This window comes from Bradyrhizobium sp. CB1015 (assembly GCF_025200925.1).
Classification (GTDB): domain Bacteria; phylum Pseudomonadota; class Alphaproteobacteria; order Rhizobiales; family Xanthobacteraceae; genus Bradyrhizobium.
The window spans coordinates 7,121,534-7,142,223 of record NZ_CP104174.1 but is presented as its reverse complement, the minus strand read 5'-3'; the positions used below and the strand labels follow the sequence as shown (position 1 = coordinate 7,142,223).

The 20,690-nt window shown below is 62.1% G+C and carries 15 protein-coding genes; 7 read left to right on the top strand and 8 right to left on the bottom strand.

Annotated elements, in window-relative coordinates; translation table 11 throughout:
- The first annotated feature begins 164 nt into the window (after positions 1–164).
- Positions 165–5,402 (top strand): Ig-like domain-containing protein, encoded by a 5,238-nt coding sequence (locus N2604_RS33480; RefSeq protein WP_260372232.1) that lies wholly within the window; start codon positions 165–167, stop codon positions 5,400–5,402.
- Here N2604_RS33480 and N2604_RS33475 read toward each other — a convergent pair.
- Entirely contained in the window at positions 5,389–7,101 is a 1,713-nt protein-coding gene (locus tag N2604_RS33475) for a lipopolysaccharide biosynthesis protein (RefSeq protein ID WP_260372231.1), read from the bottom strand. The genes N2604_RS33480 and N2604_RS33475 overlap by 14 nt on opposite strands.
- 173 nt (positions 7,102–7,274) lie before the next feature.
- On the opposite strand from N2604_RS33475, the gene N2604_RS33470 reads away from it, so the two are divergent.
- Positions 7,275–8,915, top strand: a complete 1,641-nt coding sequence (locus N2604_RS33470) for a hypothetical protein (RefSeq protein ID WP_260372230.1) — start codon at positions 7,275–7,277, stop codon at positions 8,913–8,915.
- Positions 8,905–9,363, top strand: a complete 459-nt coding sequence (locus N2604_RS33465; RefSeq protein ID WP_260372229.1) for a DUF393 domain-containing protein — start codon at positions 8,905–8,907, stop codon at positions 9,361–9,363. The genes N2604_RS33470 and N2604_RS33465 overlap by 11 nt, the downstream gene beginning before the upstream one ends.
- Positions 9,364–9,415: 52 nt before the next feature.
- Here N2604_RS33465 and N2604_RS33460 read toward each other — a convergent pair whose 3' ends face one another.
- From N2604_RS33460 to N2604_RS33450, 3 genes are all read right to left on the bottom strand, one after another.
- Positions 9,416–10,573, bottom strand: a complete 1,158-nt coding sequence (locus N2604_RS33460; protein WP_260372228.1) for a glycosyltransferase family 2 protein — start codon at positions 10,571–10,573, stop codon at positions 9,416–9,418.
- Positions 10,574–11,184: 611 nt separating this feature from the next.
- Positions 11,185–11,469, bottom strand: coding sequence for a hypothetical protein (locus tag N2604_RS33455; protein ID WP_260372227.1), 285 nt, complete (start codon positions 11,467–11,469; stop codon positions 11,185–11,187).
- 304 nt (positions 11,470–11,773) lie between these two features.
- Positions 11,774–12,187, bottom strand: coding sequence for a hypothetical protein (locus N2604_RS33450; RefSeq protein ID WP_260372226.1), 414 nt, complete (start codon positions 12,185–12,187; stop codon positions 11,774–11,776).
- Positions 12,188–12,552: 365 nt separating this feature from the next.
- On the opposite strand from N2604_RS33450, the gene N2604_RS33445 reads away from it, so the two are divergent.
- Positions 12,553–13,443 (top strand): aldose 1-epimerase family protein, encoded by an 891-nt coding sequence (locus N2604_RS33445; RefSeq protein WP_260372225.1) that lies wholly within the window; start codon positions 12,553–12,555, stop codon positions 13,441–13,443.
- Between the two features lie 23 nt (positions 13,444–13,466).
- On the opposite strand, the gene N2604_RS33440 is transcribed toward N2604_RS33445, so the two are convergent.
- The 4 genes from N2604_RS33440 to N2604_RS33425 form a co-directional block, all read right to left on the bottom strand.
- Complete coding sequence (locus N2604_RS33440) at positions 13,467–14,315, bottom strand: MBL fold metallo-hydrolase (RefSeq protein WP_260372224.1); 849 nt, start codon at positions 14,313–14,315, stop codon at positions 13,467–13,469.
- Between the two features lie 138 nt (positions 14,316–14,453).
- The gene (locus tag N2604_RS33435; RefSeq protein WP_260372223.1) at positions 14,454–15,218 is read right to left on the bottom strand and encodes a transglycosylase SLT domain-containing protein; all 765 of its coding nucleotides are present in this window, start codon (positions 15,216–15,218) and stop codon (positions 14,454–14,456) included.
- Positions 15,219–15,268: 50 nt separating this feature from the next.
- A complete protein-coding gene (locus N2604_RS33430) occupies positions 15,269–16,411 on the bottom strand; it encodes a S9 family peptidase (protein WP_260372222.1) in 1,143 nt (380 codons plus the stop codon).
- 96 nt (positions 16,412–16,507) lie between these two features.
- On the bottom strand, positions 16,508–16,666 hold the full coding sequence (locus tag N2604_RS33425) for a cytochrome c family protein (protein WP_260372221.1): 159 nt from the start codon (positions 16,664–16,666) through the stop codon (positions 16,508–16,510).
- A 246-nt stretch (positions 16,667–16,912) separates the two neighbouring features.
- On the opposite strand from N2604_RS33425, the gene pgm reads away from it, so the two are divergent.
- The 3 genes from pgm to N2604_RS33410 all read left to right on the top strand — a co-directional run bounded on the left by pgm (position 16,913) and on the right by N2604_RS33410 (position 20,680).
- Positions 16,913–18,559, top strand: coding sequence for a phosphoglucomutase (alpha-D-glucose-1,6-bisphosphate-dependent) (pgm, locus tag N2604_RS33420; protein ID WP_260372220.1), 1,647 nt, complete (start codon positions 16,913–16,915; stop codon positions 18,557–18,559).
- A gap of 315 nt (positions 18,560–18,874) precedes the next feature.
- Positions 18,875–19,924 carry an aromatic ring-hydroxylating dioxygenase subunit alpha gene (locus N2604_RS33415; RefSeq protein WP_260372219.1) on the top strand — a complete coding sequence of 350 codons (1,050 nt, stop codon included), beginning with the start codon at positions 18,875–18,877 and terminating at the stop codon, positions 19,922–19,924.
- A gap of 3 nt (positions 19,925–19,927) precedes the next feature.
- The gene (locus N2604_RS33410) at positions 19,928–20,680 is read left to right on the top strand and encodes a GntR family transcriptional regulator (protein WP_260372218.1); all 753 of its coding nucleotides are present in this window, start codon (positions 19,928–19,930) and stop codon (positions 20,678–20,680) included.
- Positions 20,681–20,690: the final 10 nt, after the last annotated feature.

The window sequence follows — 20,690 nt, the reverse complement described above, 5'->3', positions numbered from 1 at the left end:
GATCAGCGCGGACTTCACGTCAGCCCGTAGCACTACGGTGTCTCCGCAGAAATCTCCAGGCCGTCAGCTGATTCTCGCGTCATGGGTCAAATTGCGTCGAATCCATAAGGCTCTTTTGAACGCGTGCATAGTTGTGTGCACGTAAAAGGAGCACGCAATCCATCATGACCATTATCAATGGAAGCGCCGGTACTGACGTTCTGTTTGGCGGTACCGGAAACGATGTTCTGACCGGAGGCGCAGGCAGCGATACTTTCGTTGTCTCGAAGGGATACGGCTCCGATACCGTCACTGATTTTCAGGCGGGCTTGGGCGGCGATGTGTTGCGATTGCAAAACTACGGCTTTGCGACGTTCGCCAGTTTGCTGGCAGCGGCCACCCAAGTGGGCTCCGATACGGTCGTAACGCTGTCGTCGACCGAAACCCTGACGCTGCAGAACGTTGCGCTTTCGACGTTGGTTCCAAGCAATGTCGCGCTGGACAATCCGCTGCCAGCGAGCGGAACGGCATGGAACTGGGCGGGTACCGTCGCCGCGGGCGGTACGCTGACGACCGGTGTGACAAATGACGGCATGGAGGCCGGCGGCACGGGCGTCACGCTGATCGGCGGAGCAGGTGACGACACCTACTATGTCTATGACCACAACACCAAGGTCGTCGAGCAGGCCGGAGAGGGTATCGATACGATCCGTGTCTGGAACATTAACGGATACAGCCTCGTCAATGCGCCGAACGTCGAAAATCTTGTCCTGACAGATAGCGTTCCGTCTCCCGCCACCGGCAATGATCTCAACAACTTCATTGCCGGCAATGCCGGCGACAACGTGATCGACGGCGGGCGAGGCAACGATGTGCTGACCGGTGGGGCCGGTCGCGACACTTTTATCGTGAGAGCGAGCAACGGCAACGACATTGTCACCGACTTTCGGGCCGGCGCGGGCGGGGACATCCTGCAGCTCAACAACACCGGCTTCAAGACGTTCGCCGACGTCACGGCGGCCATGAAGCCGGTGGGCACCGACCTTGTCCTGACGATCGCTGGCGGCGAAACGATAACGCTTGAAAACACCAGCCTTCAGAATCTCACGGCCGCCAATATAAACATCGTCAGTCCCCTGACCGGACTGGTCCAGACCTTCAACGACGACTTCAACACGCTCTCCGCCGGTCAGGATCCGAGCCTGACCTGGCGCACGAGCTATGCCTGGAGCGGAGCCGCAGGGTACGGGCTGGCCGGCGAACAGGAGGTGTATGTCGATCCCAGCTTTTCCGGGCTGCCGGCCGCCCAGGCATCAACGTCGCTCGGGCTCAATCCGTTCTCGATTCAGGACGGTCACCTCGTCATCACGGCGCAACCGTTGCCTGCGAGCGCAACGCCCTATACGGGCAGTGCCATATTTTCGTCGGGCATGATCTCAACCCAGAACAGCTTTACCCAGACCTACGGCTATTTCGAGATGACAGCCACGCTGCCCAGCACAAGCGGTGCGTGGCCGGCGTTCTGGATGCTGCCCAGCACGGCCAATAACCTCAATACTGAGATCGATGTGCTCGAAGCCTTTGGTCAGGATCCTGACCAGGCGCATTGGGCCATTCACTCGCCCTACGCGCCGGCGACCAATGGGGGCTGGGCAAATACAGCCAACCTGACCACTGGAGAACACACGTTCGCGCTCAAATGGACGCCTTACGACTTGACATTCTTCGTCGACGGGAACGAGGTCGCGCAGCAGGCCACGCCCGCCGACATGAATACGGCGATGTACATGATCGCCAATCTGGCGATGGGCGGGAGCTGGCCCGGCAACGCCGCTCCAGGATCGACGGCGACGATGACCATCGATTCGATCAAAGCCTATCAATTGCCGGAGTACACGCTTGCGAACTACACCCTGCTCACGAGTGGCACGCCGACCAACACGATCGCGGGAAGCGCAGCTGCGGACACGCTGAGCGGCACGTCCGGCAATGACCTGATCGGTGGTGCAGGAGGCAACGATGTCATGACCGGCGGTGCCGGCGACGACACTTATGTCGTCACCGATTCCGGTGCGAAGGTTATCGAAGCCTATGGCGGAGGCATCGACACGGTAAACGCCTCGGTGAGCTATACGCTTTCGAGCTACGTCGAGAATCTGACCCTCACCGGTTCGGCCGCCATCAACGCCACCGGCAATATTCAGTCCAACATCATCATCGGCAATGCCGCGGCAAACGTGATCACCGGCGGGCTCGGCAATGATATCCTGACCGGCGGCGGCGGTGTGGATAGTTTCGTGGTCAACTCCGGCGACGGTTCGGACATCATAACCGACTTTTCGCCGGGATCAGGCGCCGGACACGATGTCGTCCAGCTCAACGGCTTTGCCTTCACCTCATTCGCCGACGTGCGGGCGGCGATGACCCAGGTCGGAAGCGACGTCTGCCTGAAGTTGACCAGCCAGGACACCCTGGTGTTCCGCAACACGACGGTCTCGGCATTCACCAGCGACGATTTCCAATTGCCAGCAACACTCCCGGTCGGCGGGACGATCACGTCGTGGATCAGCGGGAAGGCGAGCAGCCGCATGGTGTACGGCACCGCGGCCAACGACAAGCTCTCGGCGGTCAATATCGATGATACGCTCGTCGGATGGAACGGCGACGATACCTACGTCATCGGAGGCGCGAACCAGAAAATCGTCGAAAATCCCGGCGGCGGCGTTGACAGCGTGGAGGCGTGGACGTCGTACACGTTGTCGGCAAACGTCGAAAACCTGACGTTGATGATGGGCGGGCTTGCGGGCGTCGGCAACCAAACGGCAAACCGTATGGTCGGCTCGAGCGGCGACGATTTCCTGGATGGCGCGGGCGGGAATGACTGGCTTTCCGGAGGAGCCGGAAACGATACGTTCATCTACAATGTAGCCAGCGGCAACGATACGGTCGCCGATTTCCACGTGTTCACGAGCGCGACTGCCGAACATGACAAGCTGATTCTGAAAGGCTACGATAGCGGCGCCTATTTGACCCATGTGAACGACGTTTGGACCGTTCACTACGCGGGTGGAGCGGACACGCTGCGCATCGCGGGCGTAACCAGCTTGACGTCGGCCGACTATTCATTCGTTTCCGCGACGAATTCGCCGATGGCGATGACATCTATCGCCGTGCCGACGATCTCGGCTGTCAACGACAGCGGCGCGATCGTGTCGGGCCTCACCAATACAAATCATCTGATCCTCACCGGTCGCGCGCAGGCAGGTGTAACCGTCAAGGTTTTCGACGGGACAACTCAGATCGGCACGGCGATCGCCGACGGTAACGGCAACTGGAGCATGGCGACCACAATGCTGGCCGAAGGCGGCCACGCCTTTGCCGCCGCGGCGATGGACGGTGTCGGCAATCTCACCGCGCTCTCAGCCGGGGTGAATGTCACCGTCGATACGGTCGCCCCGAACGTGCCCAAGCTCGCGTCGTTCTCGCCAGACAGCAACGTTGCCGGCGATGGCGTCACCAATGTCAACCACGTGAGTTTGACTGGAACCGCGGACGCCGGGAGCACGGTGCAGGTCTTCGACGGCGCGACGATGATCGGAACGGCGATTGCCGATACCAACGGAGCCTGGTCCTTTGCTACCGCAACGTTGGCGGACGGCAATCACACCTTTACCGGCAAGACCGCGGACGCCGCCGGCAACGTCAGCGCTTCCTCCGGTGCGTTGAACGTCACGGTCGATACGCGTGCCCCGGTTGCACCTGTCCTGACCTCGGGCGCACCTGGAGCTTCGAGCGCGATAATCGTATCCGGCACGGCAGAAGCCGGAAGCACTGTCCGGCTGTACGAAGGCTCGACCTTGCTCGGCACGGGCGTCGCTGCGACGAATGGGGCCTGGAGCGTCACCACCGGATCGCTCACGGCAGGGCAACACAGCTTCACCGCGACCGCCACCGACATCGCCGGCAATTTGAGCCAGCTTTCGAGCGCTTTCAGCGCCGCCGTCGGTACAGTGATCGAAGCGACCGGCACGACAGCGCTCATCAAGTCGGGAGGCAATTTCTACCTTTCGACGGCCGGCTCATCGGTGATCTTGAAGAATGGCGGAACGGCGGTTGTCGCGGGGCAGCTTGGCGCATGGGTGCCGGTGGCTGCGGAAGCGTCGTCGAACGGCTATCTCGTCGCGTGGAAGATCTCCTCGACGGGCCAGTTCGCGGTCTGGAGCACCGACAGCAACGGCAATTTCGCATCCAACTATCTGAACAAGGTGTCCGGCACCGACCCGGCACTTGAGTCGAGCGAGATCCTATTTCACCAGGATCTCAACGGTGATGGCGTGATTGGTCTTCCACCAACGCCCCAGAAGGTTTCAGGCACGACAATCGAGGCGTCCGGCTCTACCAGCCTGGTTCAGATCGGCTCGAATTATCTGCTCGACGCGAGCGCCAGCGGCGCGGGACCGACCTTGAAGTACGGCGGCGTAGCGGTTGTGTCGGGACAGTTCGGCGCTTGGACGCCGGTGGGCGTGGAGCAAACGACCAGCGGCTATGAGGTGGCCTGGAAGATTCCGGCCACCGGCGAACTCTGTGTGTGGACGACGGACAGCAATGGCAACTATGTATCGAACCTCCTGAACAAGGTGTCCCCGACCGATCCTGCTCTTAAAGCGGTCGAGACGACGTTTTATCAGGACCTCAACGGCGATGGTGTAATCAATACGTCATCGACCATCCTCAAGATCTCCGGAAATGTCGTATTGAATCTCGGCAATATGTCACAGGCCGCGACGGTCGACCCCGGCGCCACGCTCGAATTGTCCGGCGCCGCTTCCGGGTCGATCACCTTCAAGGCGTCGACCGGCAATCTGGTGTTGGACCACGCGTCGCAATTTACGGGAACGCTCATCGGCCTGACAGGTGACGGCACCGCGTCCAATTCCAATCATATCGACCTGAAGGATATCGCGTACGGAGCGGGAACGTGGGCGTCCTTTTCTGGCGATACAGCCGGTGGCGTGTTGACTGTGGTGGATGCTCAAAATCACACGGCACATATCTCGCTCGTTGGGGACTATACCAAGTCGACCTTCAATCTCTCGAGCGACGGATCCGGGGGCACGCTGGTCATCGACCCTCCGAAGGCCGGCTTTGATTTTTCGACGGTTGCGCCGTCGCAGCCTCCTCCTACCGCACCGGCCGTCGGCACCGCGCGCCTGGGAGACGACGGGTTCGTGTTCGAGCAGTCCGCTATCCCCACCGCATATGAGGTAATCAACGAGGCTTTTCATGAATCGGCCAAGGCAGGGCTCCTCGTGGCCATCACTTATCCAGATGTTGACTCGAGCCTTCATCCGGTCGACGCCGTTCACGCGGTAACCCCCATTGATGTCCATCGGGCGGAGTTGCATGACTTCATGCTTCGCTGAAGGTCTTTGCCTTTCGAACAACGTTGCGTACTACGCGTTTCGCAAGTTCCCGTTTCCGCGCGAAGAAGATCATGGCGAGGAGATACGATGCATAGGCAAGCGCCAGCAGCGTAACCAGCCCAGCGAAACAGTTTCCATCCAGCAATGAGATCATCGAAATCCTTGTGACGGCCGCCGCAACGCCACAACTGATCCAATGTGGGACAGTCGTCTGGACCAGGCTCCTGGTCGTCACCGGGCCATGACGACCGATAGATATCGCGTAAAGCGGCAGCACGACGGTGCAGTTCACCAGCGTATACGCCGCCGCGATGCCAAGCGCGCCCCAGGGAAGACCGACGAGGAATGAGGTCACGTTGATCAGGGCGGTCCAAACGCCGAGCCTGAAGTACTCGTGGCCACGGCCTTGACTGAGGAACAGCCAAGCTGCTGTCGCGGTTGCGACCTGGATCAAGCCCGCAACACCAAGCCAGGAAAAAATCGTGGCTGCACCCACCCACTGCTCGCCAAGGAGAACTCTGAAGAGCGGCTCCGAGAGCAGGATGGCGAATACGATGCCTGGCTGACATATGAACATAATCATGGAAAGGGCATCGCTGTAGGTGCTGAGATATCTCTCCTTATCGAAACGAAGCCGCGAAAGCAGCGGGACAATCACCTGGCCGATCGGGTTGTGCAATTGGACGATCGGCAGCAGCAACAGCTTATAGGCCCGATCGTACAGGCCGAGCTCCTCGCCGCCTCGAAATTTGCCGATGAGAATGTTATCCGCATTTCTCGAGAGATAGTTGACGAGGTTGAATCCTGACACGTGCAGGCCAAATCGCGCCATGTGTCGCGTCTCGCTGTCCAGATCGGGATATCCAGGGCGATAACCGGAATAGGCCCAGATCCCGACTGTCGAAATGACCGTGAGAACGAGCGTGGACAGGTAAAGTGCCCAATAGTCTCTCAAGACGATCACGGCGGCGATTCCCGCGCCAACGGAAGCGGTTGTCGCAGCGACATCCAGGATTGCCAGGGCCTTGAACTGGGATTCTCTGGCAAGCAGCGCCGTCGGAACGGTCTGAAGGCCAGCAATGAAACTTAGGCCGGCAATTGCGATCATGAGCTGTTGAAGCCTCGCATCGCCGTAGAACAGCGCAACCGGATGCGCGCTCAACGTCAGAATGAGAGCAGATGCCGCGGAAGCGAGCACCGACAGCCAGAACAGCGCATCGATCTGGCCCTTGGCGATTTCCGTGCGTTGAATGATGGCCTGTCCAACGCCGACGTCCTTGATGAGCCCGAGGAACGTTGCAGCCGTCGCAGACATGGCGAGCAGGCCGAAGTCGGACGGGGCAAGATTCCGCGTCGAGAATATCGTCAGGACAAAACCGGCCGACAGTTTCCAAGCCTGTGACCCGCCCGTTATGAGGATGTTGGTTACGGCCCGTGACTTGCTGTCTTTGTCCAACGAGCTCACCCCCGCGATCTCAAACACCTCTTGCGCGGTCTTGCGCCTGCCAGCAAATGCTGCGGGAATCCAGCGCGCTGCACGATGGTGATTCCGATCGTCTCCGACTTTTAGCTTGGTCTCGAGACGAACGGAAGACGTGACCAGACGATGCGGGATCGGGGTACCTGGGCGAGCCTGCTCGAAACTGATTTGAAGCGATGGCCGGACGTCACCAATGTCAATGCGGACACTTGTGGTCACATCAATGCCCGCAGTTTGTCACATTTGGATTCGCAGTGCTGAGGTTCCCGTGAGATGATTTTGTGAGCACTCACACCAGCAGGGCGGGCTGCGCTTGCGATGTTTGCAGACCGCTAGTCATTCTATAAAGTTCAGTGGATCTCGATGGCGAAGCTCCGGAGGTCCGAGACGGGATGACGTTGTATACTGTTGCATCACGGCAAGGAGCGCGGTCTGGCATCGCGTCGCTTGCGGGACCTCTCGTCCTCCTTGCAGTAGCCGTCATTCTGTCTGCGATTTCGCGGCGGGCCGTCACGCATCTCGCGCGCTGGTCCGACATTTACGCTCTGGTGCTGGTTTGCTCGGCATTTGCCGGCGCGCTCGCCTTCAGCTCCATTCGCTACCGTGATTTCTCGCCGCCATTACGGATCACCGCCTTCGCGATCGGAATGACGATCTTCGTGCAGTTGCTGTTCGATTCATTGGGGCCCTTCGCAGGGCCGCCCAACATCCTGTTCGGTTCGGGCGACAAGATTCTGTTCTTCCGCTACGGTGCGGTGCTTGCGGTTGTGGCAGGAATAGCCGCGATCTGGCGTCCTTCATTTCTGGTGCCGCTATTCTACTTCTATCATGCGTGGCGCGAAATGGTGAGCGTGGTGTCCGGCATCTTCGTGACGGAGACCGATTATCTCGGTATGCTCGACGTCGGTAACTTCGCCGTCCTTGGCGTGCTCGGCACGATCGTCCTTACCAGCGCCTGGGTGATGGATCGCGTGCCGTGGCTGCGGACCCTGTTCGCTTCCGCAGATAACGTGAAGCAACTTCGCGACCGCGCCTATGGGTTGATTTGGGCGTGCGCCGTCGGGGCGCATGTCGGTAGCTATTTCTGGTCGGGAATCGCAAAGCTGCAGGCTGGTGGCGAGAAGCCATGGACCTGGCTGTTCGCAAATCCCACGCAAACCTCAATCCTGATGGGACTCGAACGCGGCGACGCCCCGCTCGGCCTATGGCCGGGCGCGTTGCAGACGATCTGGGACGCGATCGTGAGTAACCAGCTGATTTTCAACGTCTTCGTGTTGGGGGCTCAGCTCCTATCGCCCCTGGCTGCTGTCTCGACGCGCGCGCTGTCGTTCTTCTGCTTGCTGTTCGACGTCTTCCACATCGGCGTATACTTCACTCTCGGGGCTCTGTTCTTCTTCTGGATTGCGCTCAACTTGTTCATCGTAGCTGCGGCACGCACGCTGCCGCGTGATGGGTTCACCCCGGCGATGAAGGTTGTGATGGTCGCGACTGTCATCTGTGGCCGGTTCTTCTTCTACACCAATCACCTCGGATGGCTGGACGGGCCGAAGCTGGCAAGCCCGCGGCTTTTCGTCGAGACTCGCGATGGTCGCCAGGTTCTCGCGCCTTCCACGTATTTCGGCATCTACTCGTACATGATCGGGACCGGAACCATGTACATCCCTGAGAATCATTTCCGGGCTCGCGTTGGCGGCAACAACCACGATCTTGCGACTTGGCACGATGCGACCACCTGCGGCCCGGAGATCCTTCCGCGTCAGGACACGGGCGTAGCCATGGAAGCCGTGGAAAAATTGGTCCGCGAGACGGATCGCTTTTTTCGTATCTATCCCTGGGTGAAGGACAACAACAGCTTTTATGCCTATCCGCACCACATGCTCTCCAATCCATGGCTGTATGGCGAATTCAACAAGCTGACCATGGATGATATCGTCGCCTATCACTATGTGGTGGACTCAGTATGCCTCGGCCTGGCGGAGGGCAAGCTTGTGCGGGACGTTCGGAAGCGAACGGATTATCGAATTGACCCATAGTGATGACGAGATCTGGGTGGTCTATGACGGCGAATGCCCACTATGCAGCCGCTATGTTCTGCTGTACCAGTTGCGGGAGCGTGGGCAGCGCATTCACCTGATCGACGCGCGTTCGGAGCATCCGCTCGTCGGCGATATCCGCGCCCGCAACCTCGATCTCAATGAAGGCATGGTGGTTCGCAGGCGTGGGCGATACTACCATGGCGCCGATGCCATGCATCTGCTGGCAACGCTTGCCGGTGAGGCGACTGCCTTCAATCGCCTCAATCGGCTGGTGTTCTCCCGGCCACGCCTCGCAAGGGCACTTTATCCGGCACTGGTACGTGGAAGGAAGCTTCTCCTTCGGCTTCTCGGCCGCAAGCTGATCGATGAGATCAGTGCTCCGGAACAGCGGATAACGGTCGGTCGTACCGACGAAAACATCAAGCACAACGACGGGGTCCGGTGACGATTGGAGGCAGGCTCCAGCGCCCCCTGTGTACAAGAAGCGGTGGGGCAGGTTATCGCATCGCGGCCTGATAGGCCGGAGAGAGACGCATCAGGCCGCAACGGACAAGGTCGTCGGATGATTGGTAGATCAGGCTTTTCGGATAGCTGAGCTCGAACGACCGATTTTGATCGAGCCGCTCCGCGTAGCGCTGATACTCGACCGATCCGAGATAATAATTCCCCTCACTGACCGCGATTGCGACCTTATCGGTGAAGTCGTGGAGAAATTTGAAATGGAGCAGGGCGCCTGTGACATCGCCTGGCTTGCCCGGAGGAGCCATCAGGTGACCGGCGGCGATATAGCGCCGGCCGGGCAGCCAGCGCGCGAGCGGCACTTTAGTGAGCAGCGGTGGCTGCCAGCGCGTGATGTTAATTGCAGGCAGCAGCCGCGCCAGCCCGTATGGCTCAAGCAACTGTACAAGTGCGTCATAAAGGGCGATCTTCGGCGGTATCGGTTCGTCGTAAAACAGCCTCGCTCGCGCACCGCCCACCAGGTAGCTGTTCGGAAAGCCGCGCCGTCGGCGCTTCACATAGGTATCTGAATCGAAGTAGGGGCAGAACGCGACCAGACTCTCTCCGGGTTGGTAGCGCTCCGGGCCTCCGAGCCAGCGTGGATACATATCGACCATCTCCGCGGTCATGCAATCCGCGCCGGTGCTCTCCAGATATCGGCACAGCCATCGAAGATCAAAATTTTCGCAACCGGGATAGACGAAGAGTTCGTCGGCGTCGAGCGTCAGCGCCCACCGTCCAGGCGCGAATTGGTCAAGCACGGCGCTGGTCCAACGCGCGCCACCACTTGATTCTGCAAAGGGCTCCCGGATCTCGAACACATGAACGTCCGGCTGATCGAGCAGGAATGCTCGCGTGCCGTCATCCGAACGGTCATCGATCGCGAGGAAACGTCCGACTCCGAGTCGGCGATGATGGCGCAGGAACTCGGGTAAACGCAACATCTCGTTGCGGACCTTGCCGACCGCCACGATCTCATCGGAGCCGAAGTCGAGCGGCCGTGTATCAATCCGGTGAATGATCGGATCAGGACGCTGCTTGCCCCGTGATCGCACTAGCGTTATAAGAGCGACAGCCGCTTGACCGCTTACGATCGAGTCTTGTAACGCGTTCTGCGCGCCGTTGTCGCCCGCCGCTGCTCTCGCCAGCAATTCCATTTTGGATTATCCAGCCAACCGGTCACATCTGCATTATCGACGAAAAGACGGCGAATATAGGTGCTATGGCCGGTCACGTTGTCTCAGCAGGTTGATCTAACCTGATAAGCCCGTGTCGAGCTACAAATCTGCGCTTCTTCTTTGCAATCGAGGAATATCGGCCGGCCGCTTCGCGTCGGTTCCAAATAAATCGCGTTGCCATTTATTCCCAAACGTCCTGAGCATACTGTGTCGCGTCAGCTGGTCGCGGATTCGTCTCGTCTAAAAGCATTTGGCCCCTCGACTTGGTGCAACACAGCCATTCCGCTGAAGTTTCAACGAGCCGAAATCAAAATCAAAGAAGAGCCTCCGCCACGCATTCACACGCGCATTCAGTTGGGTGTAGCAGATATTGTCGTTGAGCAGATTGGAGCTGCGGCCAACAGCTTCAGCGGAGCATCACGCGCGCAGGGGGATCAGGCCGCCTAAACGACGCGTTCACATACACACCGGCAGGAGTGCGGCCCTGCGGGATGGTCTGCATGAACTAAGCAGGTGCGGCGCTTCTACGGGAGGTTGTCACAGTGTACGGGCCTGCGACAACATTCTCGGTGCCGCTCAGGATAGGTGTCTTAGGCTGCGATTTGCGATTCAGGCATCTGCGGTGATGCCTCCGACTGCACCTGGTCCAGCACCGAGAGGTTCGCGATGAGCAGATAGATCAGCAGGCTCGCGCAATAGACGACTTGCAAGACCACCGCGCTAGCGACGAATGCGATCGCGCCCGTCGCGAAACCGTGCTCGAGGCCCAAATACCATGCTGCAGCCAGGATTAGCATCGTTGCGGGAATAAGGGCATATGCGCGAAGAAAACGCCCCAGAAGAACACCCGCCACGGCGCTTGCGATCATCAGCATAACCAAATCTGCCCTCCTGCTCTCCGGACGCGTGACGGGCCGTATTGTAGCCACAGAACCGCTAAAAACATACCATTTTTAAGCGGCCCCGGCCAGTCTTTACACCTGCCTGTGCTGCGGGCGGGCGGTTCCGCCGTAAAACGTGCTCTGTCATCGACCCGGTGCCCTGGATTTCTACCGGGATCCCGGAGCTCTCCTGCTGACAACCGGGTGCTTCTCGGTTCCAGGGCTTACTTTCCGGCAACAGGCCGACACGTAAATGCGGCAAGAGGCTTGTGACCAGACGCTTCGGAGGAAAGGGGTCCTAACCGCCCTGTTTTTTGCGCAGCAGGAGTCCGACCAGTTCTTCGAGGCTCTGCTCAATGTCCACGGACTGCAAGGATCCGGTATCGGGCTTGGAGGAATGCGGCTCGATCAGACGCAAGCTTGCCCCGGCAGGCCCGGCGGGTCTCACTGGCTTCGGCTCCCGAATGGATACGCGTTGAAACGACTGAGGCATGTCATGGTTCGTCTGCTCAGTCATTGCGGGTTGAGATGTGGCGTACCGCATCCTGGTGCTTTCATCCGAAGATGATGGCCTGGTTCTGAGCGCGGGCGAAACGTAGGGCTGCAAGTTCAAGTACTCGGCGTGCCGCTTACGAGAGATCAGCTCACGCGTGCCGTAGCCGGCCGCGAATCCAATCGCGAGCAGAACAAATATGATGAGGAGCCCAACCATCAAACTATACGCATCCACTCATAATTCTGCCTCAGAGTTAACCTGCTAGTGTCTATATCCTGGAGTTGATAGATACCGTAATTGACTATTTGAAGGCACGTCGTTCGCCGATCCGTGTCGGGCTGCGCGCTCGCCTGAGGATCACTTCCGACATGCCGTGAGCTATCCGCGATACGAGATATTGGCTGCATCCCCGCGATCCTGTGGTTGCGCGTAGCCGCGGTGTCAAGTCGGCGATGGTTCACAGAACGAACCCAAATTCTCGTTACGCTTCAGCATTCTGTACAAGCAAGCGCCATTGATGACCGCCGCGCCTGCGCTGGCGCCGCCTTGCTGCATGTGAGGTCGCGGTGTAGATGTCGCGCATGAGCGATGATACCCACTCCATTCGAAACGGCCGGCTCAGCGCGACCATCAAGGCGCACGGCGCCGAACTATGCTCGCTCAGGAACGGCGGCGGCACCGAATTCCTTTGGCAGGCGGGGCCGGAGTGGCCGCGTCACGCGCCGCTGCTGTTTCCGATCGTCGGGCGCCTTGCCAACGACGAATTGCGGCACCAGGGCAAGACGTATCGGATGACGCAGCACGGCTTTGCCCGCGACAGCCGCTTCGCGTGGGCAGAGCGCGGCGAGAGCCGCTGCACCCTGGTGCTCGAAGACAGCGAGGCAACGCGCGCGCTCTATCCGTTCCCGTTCCGGCTCACGGCGGCCTATGCGATCGATGAGTCCGGCCTCGATCTGACGCTCACGATCGCCAACACCGGCAAGGAATCGTTGCCTGCGTCGATCGGCGGTCATCCCGCCTTCAATTGGCCGCTGCAGCCCGGCGCCGCAAAGGAGAGCTATGCGCTGACCTTCGCGAGCGCAGAATCGTCTCCGGTCCGCCGTCTGGAGGGTGGATTCCTGCGCCCCGTGGCGAAGCCGAGCCCGGTCAAAGGCACCTCGCTCCCCTTGTCGGACTCCCTGTTCGTCGACGACGCCATCATCTTCGACCGCATCGAGAGCCATTCGGTCCGCTATGCCGCGGCGCGTAACGCATCCAACGGGCCATGGCTGAAGATGTCCTGGCGCGGATTTCGCGAGCTCGGCGTCTGGTCGAAACCATCAGGCGCGCCGTTCCTCTGCATCGAGCCCTGGCGCGGCTATGCCAGTCCCGCCGGCTTTCAAGGCGAGTTCACCGACAAGCCGGGACTGATGCACATCGCAGCCGGCGCAGAAGAGCAATTGTCGTTCCGCATCGAGGTCGGATCGTCCTGAGGGGGCGAGCTGATCGATGATGCTCAGACCTCGATGCGCGTGAGATCCTCGGCAAGCACGACCGGTCCTGCATAGTCCCGCCTGACCTCATCGAGCAATGCGGTCAGCATGGCATCGTCGGTGCGCGGCCGGTGATGGGTCAGCGCGAGCTTCTTGACGCCGGCTTTGGCCGCGATCTTCCCGACGGTGTCGCCGCAGGCCATCGTGTATGTCGCAAGCCGGCGCAAATGCTCGTTGTTGATCTCCGGCGTGGCGAGGAAGCAGCACTGCACCAGCAGGTCGGCTCCCGCAGCCAGCCGCTCGAGCCCGGGGCAGGGGACGGTGTCGCCGGAGATCGCAATGACCTTGCCTTCCGCTTCGAAGCGATAGCCGAGACACATCCAGCGCGCCAGGAAGGCCGGCGGCATATCGAGGCCATCGCCATGCGAGACCAGCTCTGCGCTGATCTTCCAGCGCCCGGTATCGAGAACGAGACCCGGCACGATGTCCGTTGCGGCGACAGGCTTCCAGCCGCCGAAGCTGGGCTCGCCCTTGTCCCGCCAAATGATGTCCTTGTCGTAGACCTGCGTGATCAGCGTGTTGACGAGCCGCTCGGTGTCCGGCGGTCCATAGATGCGCAGCGCGTCCTTGCGCCCGTGCATCCATGAATTCAGCATCACGTCGTAGAGGTCGCCGATGTGATCGAAGTGATGGTGGGTGAGAAAGACCGTGTTGATGGCGCCGAGCGGCACGCTGGCCTTGCTGAGCTGCACCACGACGCCGCGACCGGCGTCGAACAGGATGTTCTCGTCGCCGAGCCTGATCAGCGTGGTCGTCGCCATGCGGCGCGGGTCCGGGCGCGGGCCGCCGGTGCCGAGCAGTATGACCTCCATGACGCCACCTCCAAGTGCAGGCTTTCGGAGGCACAGTAGATGCGAAGCTCACGGGGGAGCAAGCCGCAGCGGGCGCGCCTGGATCCGAGCTTCCTCGAGCTGGCGCATCCGGCCGCGAACAGGGCCGCAGCATTGTCATCAGCGCGATGCGACGCGCTTCCAACGTGCTTCGATGCGCGCCTTGATCTGGCTCACCCTCGCCTCGTGGGCGGCCCAATAGGCGCGGCTGGCGGCCGCGGTGCCTTGACGATAGCGGGCATAGACGGCTTTGGGCTGAACCGGCATCTTCGGGCGGCTCGCCGGTTTCACGGGTGCCGCCGCCGCAACCGCAACCGCAACCGCCGGCGCCGGATCCGGAGCAGCCGCAGCTTCGGGGCCTCCCGGCATCGCGCTCATCGCGACAAGCCGGTTGCGGGCCCGGTTGCAATAGACCTGCGAGCGCGCAGTCATCTCCTCTTCGCCATGACCGGCCCGGTATTTCATCAGGGCGCGGCAGAGGTCCCCGCCCGAAAGACGCCAGGCCTGGCTGAGATAGAGCACCCCGTAATGGATGTTGACGTCGGGTTCGGCCAGCTCCGCGTTGCTTCCGCGGAAGCCCAGCACCGCCGCCGTCTCGGGGCGCACCTGCATCAGGCCGATTTCGCCCGCGCTGCCGATGATTGCCGGATTATAGCCGCTTTCGACGAAGACGACCGCCTCGGCGACATCGGCCGGCAGATTGGTGCTTTTGGTTTCCCGCTCGATGATCTTCCGGATCATCGCTCGCGACGACGGCGTTTCGCCGGCGCCGAGCTCGGTACCTCCGTCGCCCGCGAGTGCGCCGATCGGAGCCGACACGAGCAGGACGACCGCGACGTGCCTCCACGTCGCGCCAAGAATGAGGCGTGTCCGATCCCGCAGCATGGGCTTGTCATAGACCTCTGGAGTTAACAAACCGGCCTCAGGCGCGTCTGTCACTGCCGCGCGCGGGCGCTCTGGTCGGTGGATTTGGCCTGCGACGCCTCCGCCAGCTGGTCATCGACCGCATAGAGCGTGCAACTGGGCGACCATTTCATGCAGGCCGCCAGCGAGTCGCGCCGGGCCTCTTCAGTCGTCGCGCGACCGGTGCGCCAGCCGTAGCCGCCGTTCGGCGACACCGCAAAGGCCTTGTGCGGCAGCAGGCTGGCGAGATAGCGCGCGAACTCGGCCCGCGCGGCCTCGTTGAGCTGGGGCGGTGGCGGCAGCGGATCGGGCAGGCTCAGGAGTTCATGGCCGAGCCCGCGCTCGCGCAGGAAGCCGTCGAGATACGGCGTCCATTGCGGCCGGCCCGCGACCGAATAGAGATAATGGCCGTCGTCGCCGTATGGCGGCGCCGTGACGAACCTCGCTTTGCCGCCGCCGGCCCGAAACCCGTCATGGAGGCGGCGCGCGAGATCGGGACCGAAATAGGAATCGTTGCTCGCATAGACCCACAGCATCGGCACGCGCGAGCTCTTGCCGAATGTGGCGAAGGCCTGCACCAGCCCGTCCTCGTTGCAGACATCGTCGTCATCGCGCGAGCCGCGGCCGCCCGCGAAGTTGATCGCGGCGACGAGACCGGGCGGGGCCTGCGCGCTCAGCGCCACCGTGGCAAGGCCGCCGGCGGAATGGCCGGCCGCGATCATGCCCGATGTCGTCACGTCGGCCCGGTGCGCCATCGCATCGATCGCGGCGCGCAGATCGGCAACCGCGACGGCGGCCGCCGGCATGTACGCCGCCTTGGCGCAGCCGCCGACGCTGTCGACGCGCCCGCCGGGCGAGGTGCCGTAGCCGCGCCGCATCACGATCAGCGCCGCAAAGCCGCGCCGGGCGTATTCCAGCGCGATGCCGTAATATTTGTGCGCCGACATGGTCGCGCGGTCCTCGAACTTGCGCGGCGAGCCGTGGCTGAGCAGCGCCAAGGGATAGCGCTTGGTCCCGACTGGTCGGACCAGGAAGGCCTCGAGCCCCTGCGGTCCGGTCTCCGCCATCGGGATGCGCAAATCCTCGGTGTAGAATTCCGCGCCATCTGCGCGCGCCGCAGCCCCCGCGATGGCGACCAGGATGAGCACGGCCAGGCGCCAGTGCGGAAGCTTCATGGTTGGATGATTCTCCGGGCGATGCGGATCATAACAGAACCGCATGGTCCGGCGAACGGGCGCCGCTCGATCAGCCCTGGCGACCGTCGCGACGGATCACTTCAGCGTCTGAAGGAAAGCGATGACGTTGGCCCGATCCGCGGGGTTCGGCAGCCCCTTGAAGAACATCTTGACGCCGTGGATGTCGCCGCGGGGATCGGCCAGGTAGGTGGCCAGCGCCGCCGCCGTCCAGGGCTCCCCGCCGGGCCCGGGCATTCCTGCAAGTCCCGGCCTCCTTGATTGAATGGCAAGCAGCGTGCCCACGCGGCGCGGCAACGTCCTTGTCCTGCATCAACCGATATCCGGCACCAAAGTACGATAGCGCCATGGATCATCCGGTGCGGATCGGCGTTCAGTCTCGACCGGAGCGTGACGTTGCCCCGGCCCGGCAATCGGCTTGGCGACGGGCTGGCCGATGGTATGGTGCTCCAGGCAATCGTTGCAGGTCATAGGGGAGTTGCAGTGGCAGAAGTCGATCCAGCGGCGGGCAAGCAGGCCTCGCCGGACGTGCTCACCAATATTCCGCGGCTGGTGACGGCCTATTTCGCCGGCAAGCCGGATCCGTCCGATCCGGCACAGCGCGTGGCGTTCGGCACGTCGGGCCATCGCGGCACCTCGTTCAAGAACACGTTCAACGAAGGCCACATCCTCGCGACCACGCAGGCGATCTGTGATTACCGGAAGGAGAAGGGCCTGACCGGCCCGCTCTTCATCGGCATCGACACCCATGCGTTGGCCGAACCGGCGCTTACAAGCGCCGTCGAGGTGTTCGCCGCCAACGACGTCGAGGTCATGATCGACAAGGACGGCGGCTACACGCCGACCCCCGTCATCTCGCATGCGATCCTCACCTATAACAAGGGCCGCACCAGCGGCCTCGCCGACGGCGTCGTCATCACACCCTCGCACAATCCGCCCGAGGACGGTGGCTACAAGTACAATCCGCCCCATGGCGGCCCGGCCGATACGGACGTGACCGCTGCCGTCGAGAAGCGCGCCAACGCCTATCTCGCAGGCGACCTCGAGGACGTGAAGCGCATCGACTATGCCAAGGCGCGCAAGGCCGCGAATGTCCACGCCTACGACTTCGTCACGCCTTACGTCGCCGATCTCGGCAATGTCGTCGATCTCGACCTCGTCAAATCCGCCGGCGTCAAAATTGGCATCGATCCGCTCGGCGGCGCCGCGGTGCATTACTGGCATCCGATCATCGAGCGCTACGGCCTGAAAGCTACGGTCGTGAACGAGGCGATCGACCCGACCTTCCGCTTCATGACGGTGGACTGGGACGGCAAGATCCGCATGGACTGCTCCTCGCCTTACGCGATGGCGAGCTTGATCGGCATGCGCGACCGCTTCGACGTCGCTTTTGCCAACGACACCGACGCCGACCGCCACGGCATCGTCACGCGCACCGGCGGGTTGATGAATCCGAACCATTATCTGGCGACCGCGATCTCCTACCTGTTCGCGCACCGTCCGGACTGGGGCAAGGATGCCGCGATCGGCAAGACCGTGGTGTCGAGCTCGATCATCGACCGCGTCGCCAAAAAGCTCGGCCGCAAGCTGGTCGAGACGCCGGTCGGCTTCAAATGGTTCGTCGACGGCCTGCTCACCGGCGGCTTCGGCTTCGGCGGCGAGGAGAGTGCAGGGGCCTCGTTCCTGCGCCGCGACGGCGCGGTGTGGACCACCGACAAGGACGGTGTCATCCTCGGCCTGCTCGCTGCCGAGATCATGGCCAGGACCGGCCGCGATCCCAGCCAGATCTTCAATGATCTCACCGCCGAGTTCGGCATGCCGCATTACGCGCGCGTCGACGTCGCCGCCACCGGGCCGCAGAAGAACATCCTGAAATCCGTCACGCCGGAGCAGCTCGGCCTCAAGGATCTCGCCGGCGATCCGGTTCGCGCGACGCTGAGCAAGGCGCCCGGCAACGGCCAGCCCTTCGGCGGCATCAAGGTCGAAACCGATTTCGGCTGGTTCGCCGCGCGGCCGTCCGGCACCGAGGACGTCTACAAGATCTACGCCGAAAGCTTCCGCAGCCCCGAGCACCTGAAACGGATTCAGGAGGAAGCCCAGGCGGGGTTGGCCAAGGTGTTCGCGGCGTAAGGTGTTCCGAGAGGCCGCCGCTTTCTTACCCTCCCCTGGAGGGGGAGGGTCGGCGCGAAGCGCCGGGTTGGGGTGATTTCTCCTCTCGGGCAGTGCCCGTGTGGAGAGATCACCCCACCCCGCTCCGCATTCCGCTTTGCTCCATGCGAAGCGACCCTCCCCCTCCAGGGGAGGGTTGAGCCGCAGGCCTTCACCCAGCCTTCTGTATACATAGGAAAGGGTAATGGTATCAAAGTAGCGTATTTCAGGCCTTGAACAATTCAATCTCCCCGCTATTGTATACATAACGTATTCATAAGCCGTGGGAGTGAGACAATGACAAAACCCTTCCCCATGAACGCCTGGTACGCCGCGGCGTGGGATGCCGACGTCAAGGCGGCGCTGCTGCCGCGGACGATCTGCGGCAAGCATGTCGTGATGTATCGCAAGGCCGACGGCACGGTGGCCGCGCTGGAGGATGCCTGCTGGCATCGCCTGGTGCCGCTGTCCAAGGGCCGGCTCGAAGGCGACACCGTCGTCTGCGGCTATCACGGCCTGAAGTTCAACGCGCAGGGGCGCTGCACCTTCATGCCCTCGCAGGAGACCATCAACCCCTCGGCCTGCGTGCGCGCTTATCCCGTGGTCGAGCGTCACCGCTATTTCTGGCTCTGGATGGGCGATCCCGCGCTGGCCGATCCCGCGCTGGTGCCGGACATGCACTGGAATCACGATCCCGCCTGGGCCGGCGACGGCAAGACCATCCATGTCAATTGCGACTACCGCCTCGTGCTCGACAATCTCATGGACCTCACCCACGAGACCTTCGTGCACGGCTCGTCCATCGGCAATGATGCCGTCGCCGAGGCACCGTTCGACGTCACCCATGGCGAGAAGACGGTGACGGTGACGCGCTGGATGCGCAACATCGAGCCGCCGCCGTTCTGGGCCAAGCAGCTCGGCAAGCCGGGCCTCGTCGATCGCTGGCAGATCATCCGCTTCGAGGCGCCGTGCACCATCGCCATCGACGTCGGTGTAGCGCCTGCCGGCACCGGTGCGCCGGAAGGCGACCGCTCGCAGGGCGTCAACGGCTTCGTGCTCAACACCATCACGCCGGAGACCGAGAAGACCTGCCATTACTTCTGGGCCTTCGTCCGCAATTATCGTCTGGGTGAGCAGCGCCTCACCACCGAGATCCGCGAGGGCGTCTCCGGCATCTTCCGCGAGGACGAGCTGATCTTGGAAGCGCAGCAGCGCGCGATGGACGAGAACCCCGATCGCATCTTCTACAACCTCAACATCGACGCCGGCGCGATGTGGTCGCGCAAGCTGATCGATCGGATGGTGGCGAAGGAAAACGCCCCAAAGCACCTTCAGGCCGCGGAGTAGAACATGGCCGAGCGTGAGGTCGACCGCTCCATCTCGCAAACCGTGAAGGCGCAGCTCGCGCTGCGCGACCAGATCCTGTCGGGCGCCTTGCGCCCGGGCGAGCGCATCTCCGAGCTGCAGGCAGTGGAGACGACCGGCGCCTCGCGCACGCCGGTGCGCATGGCGCTGGTGCGGCTGGAGGAGGAGGGTCTGCTCGAGGCCATTCCCTCCGGCGGCTTCATGGTGAAGGCGTTTTCCGAGCGCTACATCTCCGATTCGATCGAGCTGCGCGGCACGCTGGAAGGCCTGGCGGCGCGCTTTGCCGCCGAGCGCGGCGTCTCCGCACGCGAGCTCGAGCCGCTGAAGGAGTGCCTGGCTGCAATCGACGAGCTGCTGCGGCAGGTGCCGATCTCGGTCGATGCTTTCTCGTCTTACGTGACGCTGAATGCGCGCTTCCACGCCCAGCTCACGGAACTGTCGCGCAGCCCGCCGCTGATCCGGCAGATCGACCGCGCCTCGGCGCTGCCGTTTGCCTCGCCGAGCGGCTTCGTGATGGCGCAATCGGCGCTGCCGGAGGCGCAGCAGATCCTGATCATCGCCCAGGAGCACCATCGCGTCGTGATCGACGCCATCGAGAACCGCGAAGGCGCGCGCGCCGAGGCCGTCATGCGCGAGCATGCCCGGCTCGCGGTGCGAAACCTGCGGCTCGCGCTGCGCAACCGCACCCATCTCGACCTGTTGCCGGCGCTCGCGCTGATCAAGACCGCAACCGATTGAGGGCAGTCAC

Excerpts from the sequence above, each read along its gene's own strand:
- N2604_RS33480 (WP_260372232.1), top strand. The coding sequence starts at position 165 with ATGACCATTATCAATGGAAGCGCCGGTACTGACGTTCTGTTTGGCGGT.
- N2604_RS33470 (WP_260372230.1), top strand. The coding sequence starts at position 7,275 with ATGACGTTGTATACTGTTGCATCACGGCAAGGAGCGCGGTCTGGCATC.
- N2604_RS33460 (WP_260372228.1), bottom strand. The coding sequence starts at position 10,573 with ATGGAATTGCTGGCGAGAGCAGCGGCGGGCGACAACGGCGCGCAGAAC.
- N2604_RS33455 (WP_260372227.1), bottom strand. The coding sequence starts at position 11,469 with ATGCTGATGATCGCAAGCGCCGTGGCGGGTGTTCTTCTGGGGCGTTTT.
- N2604_RS33450 (WP_260372226.1), bottom strand. The coding sequence starts at position 12,187 with ATGGTTGGGCTCCTCATCATATTTGTTCTGCTCGCGATTGGATTCGCG.
- N2604_RS33445 (WP_260372225.1), top strand. The coding sequence starts at position 12,553 with ATGAGCGATGATACCCACTCCATTCGAAACGGCCGGCTCAGCGCGACC.
- N2604_RS33440 (WP_260372224.1), bottom strand. The coding sequence starts at position 14,315 with ATGGAGGTCATACTGCTCGGCACCGGCGGCCCGCGCCCGGACCCGCGC.
- N2604_RS33435 (WP_260372223.1), bottom strand. The coding sequence starts at position 15,218 with ATGCTGCGGGATCGGACACGCCTCATTCTTGGCGCGACGTGGAGGCAC.
- N2604_RS33430 (WP_260372222.1), bottom strand. The coding sequence starts at position 16,411 with ATGAAGCTTCCGCACTGGCGCCTGGCCGTGCTCATCCTGGTCGCCATC.
- N2604_RS33425 (WP_260372221.1), bottom strand. The coding sequence starts at position 16,666 with ATGCCCGGGCCCGGCGGGGAGCCCTGGACGGCGGCGGCGCTGGCCACC.
- N2604_RS33415 (WP_260372219.1), top strand. The coding sequence starts at position 18,875 with ATGACAAAACCCTTCCCCATGAACGCCTGGTACGCCGCGGCGTGGGAT.
- N2604_RS33410 (WP_260372218.1), top strand. The coding sequence starts at position 19,928 with ATGGCCGAGCGTGAGGTCGACCGCTCCATCTCGCAAACCGTGAAGGCG.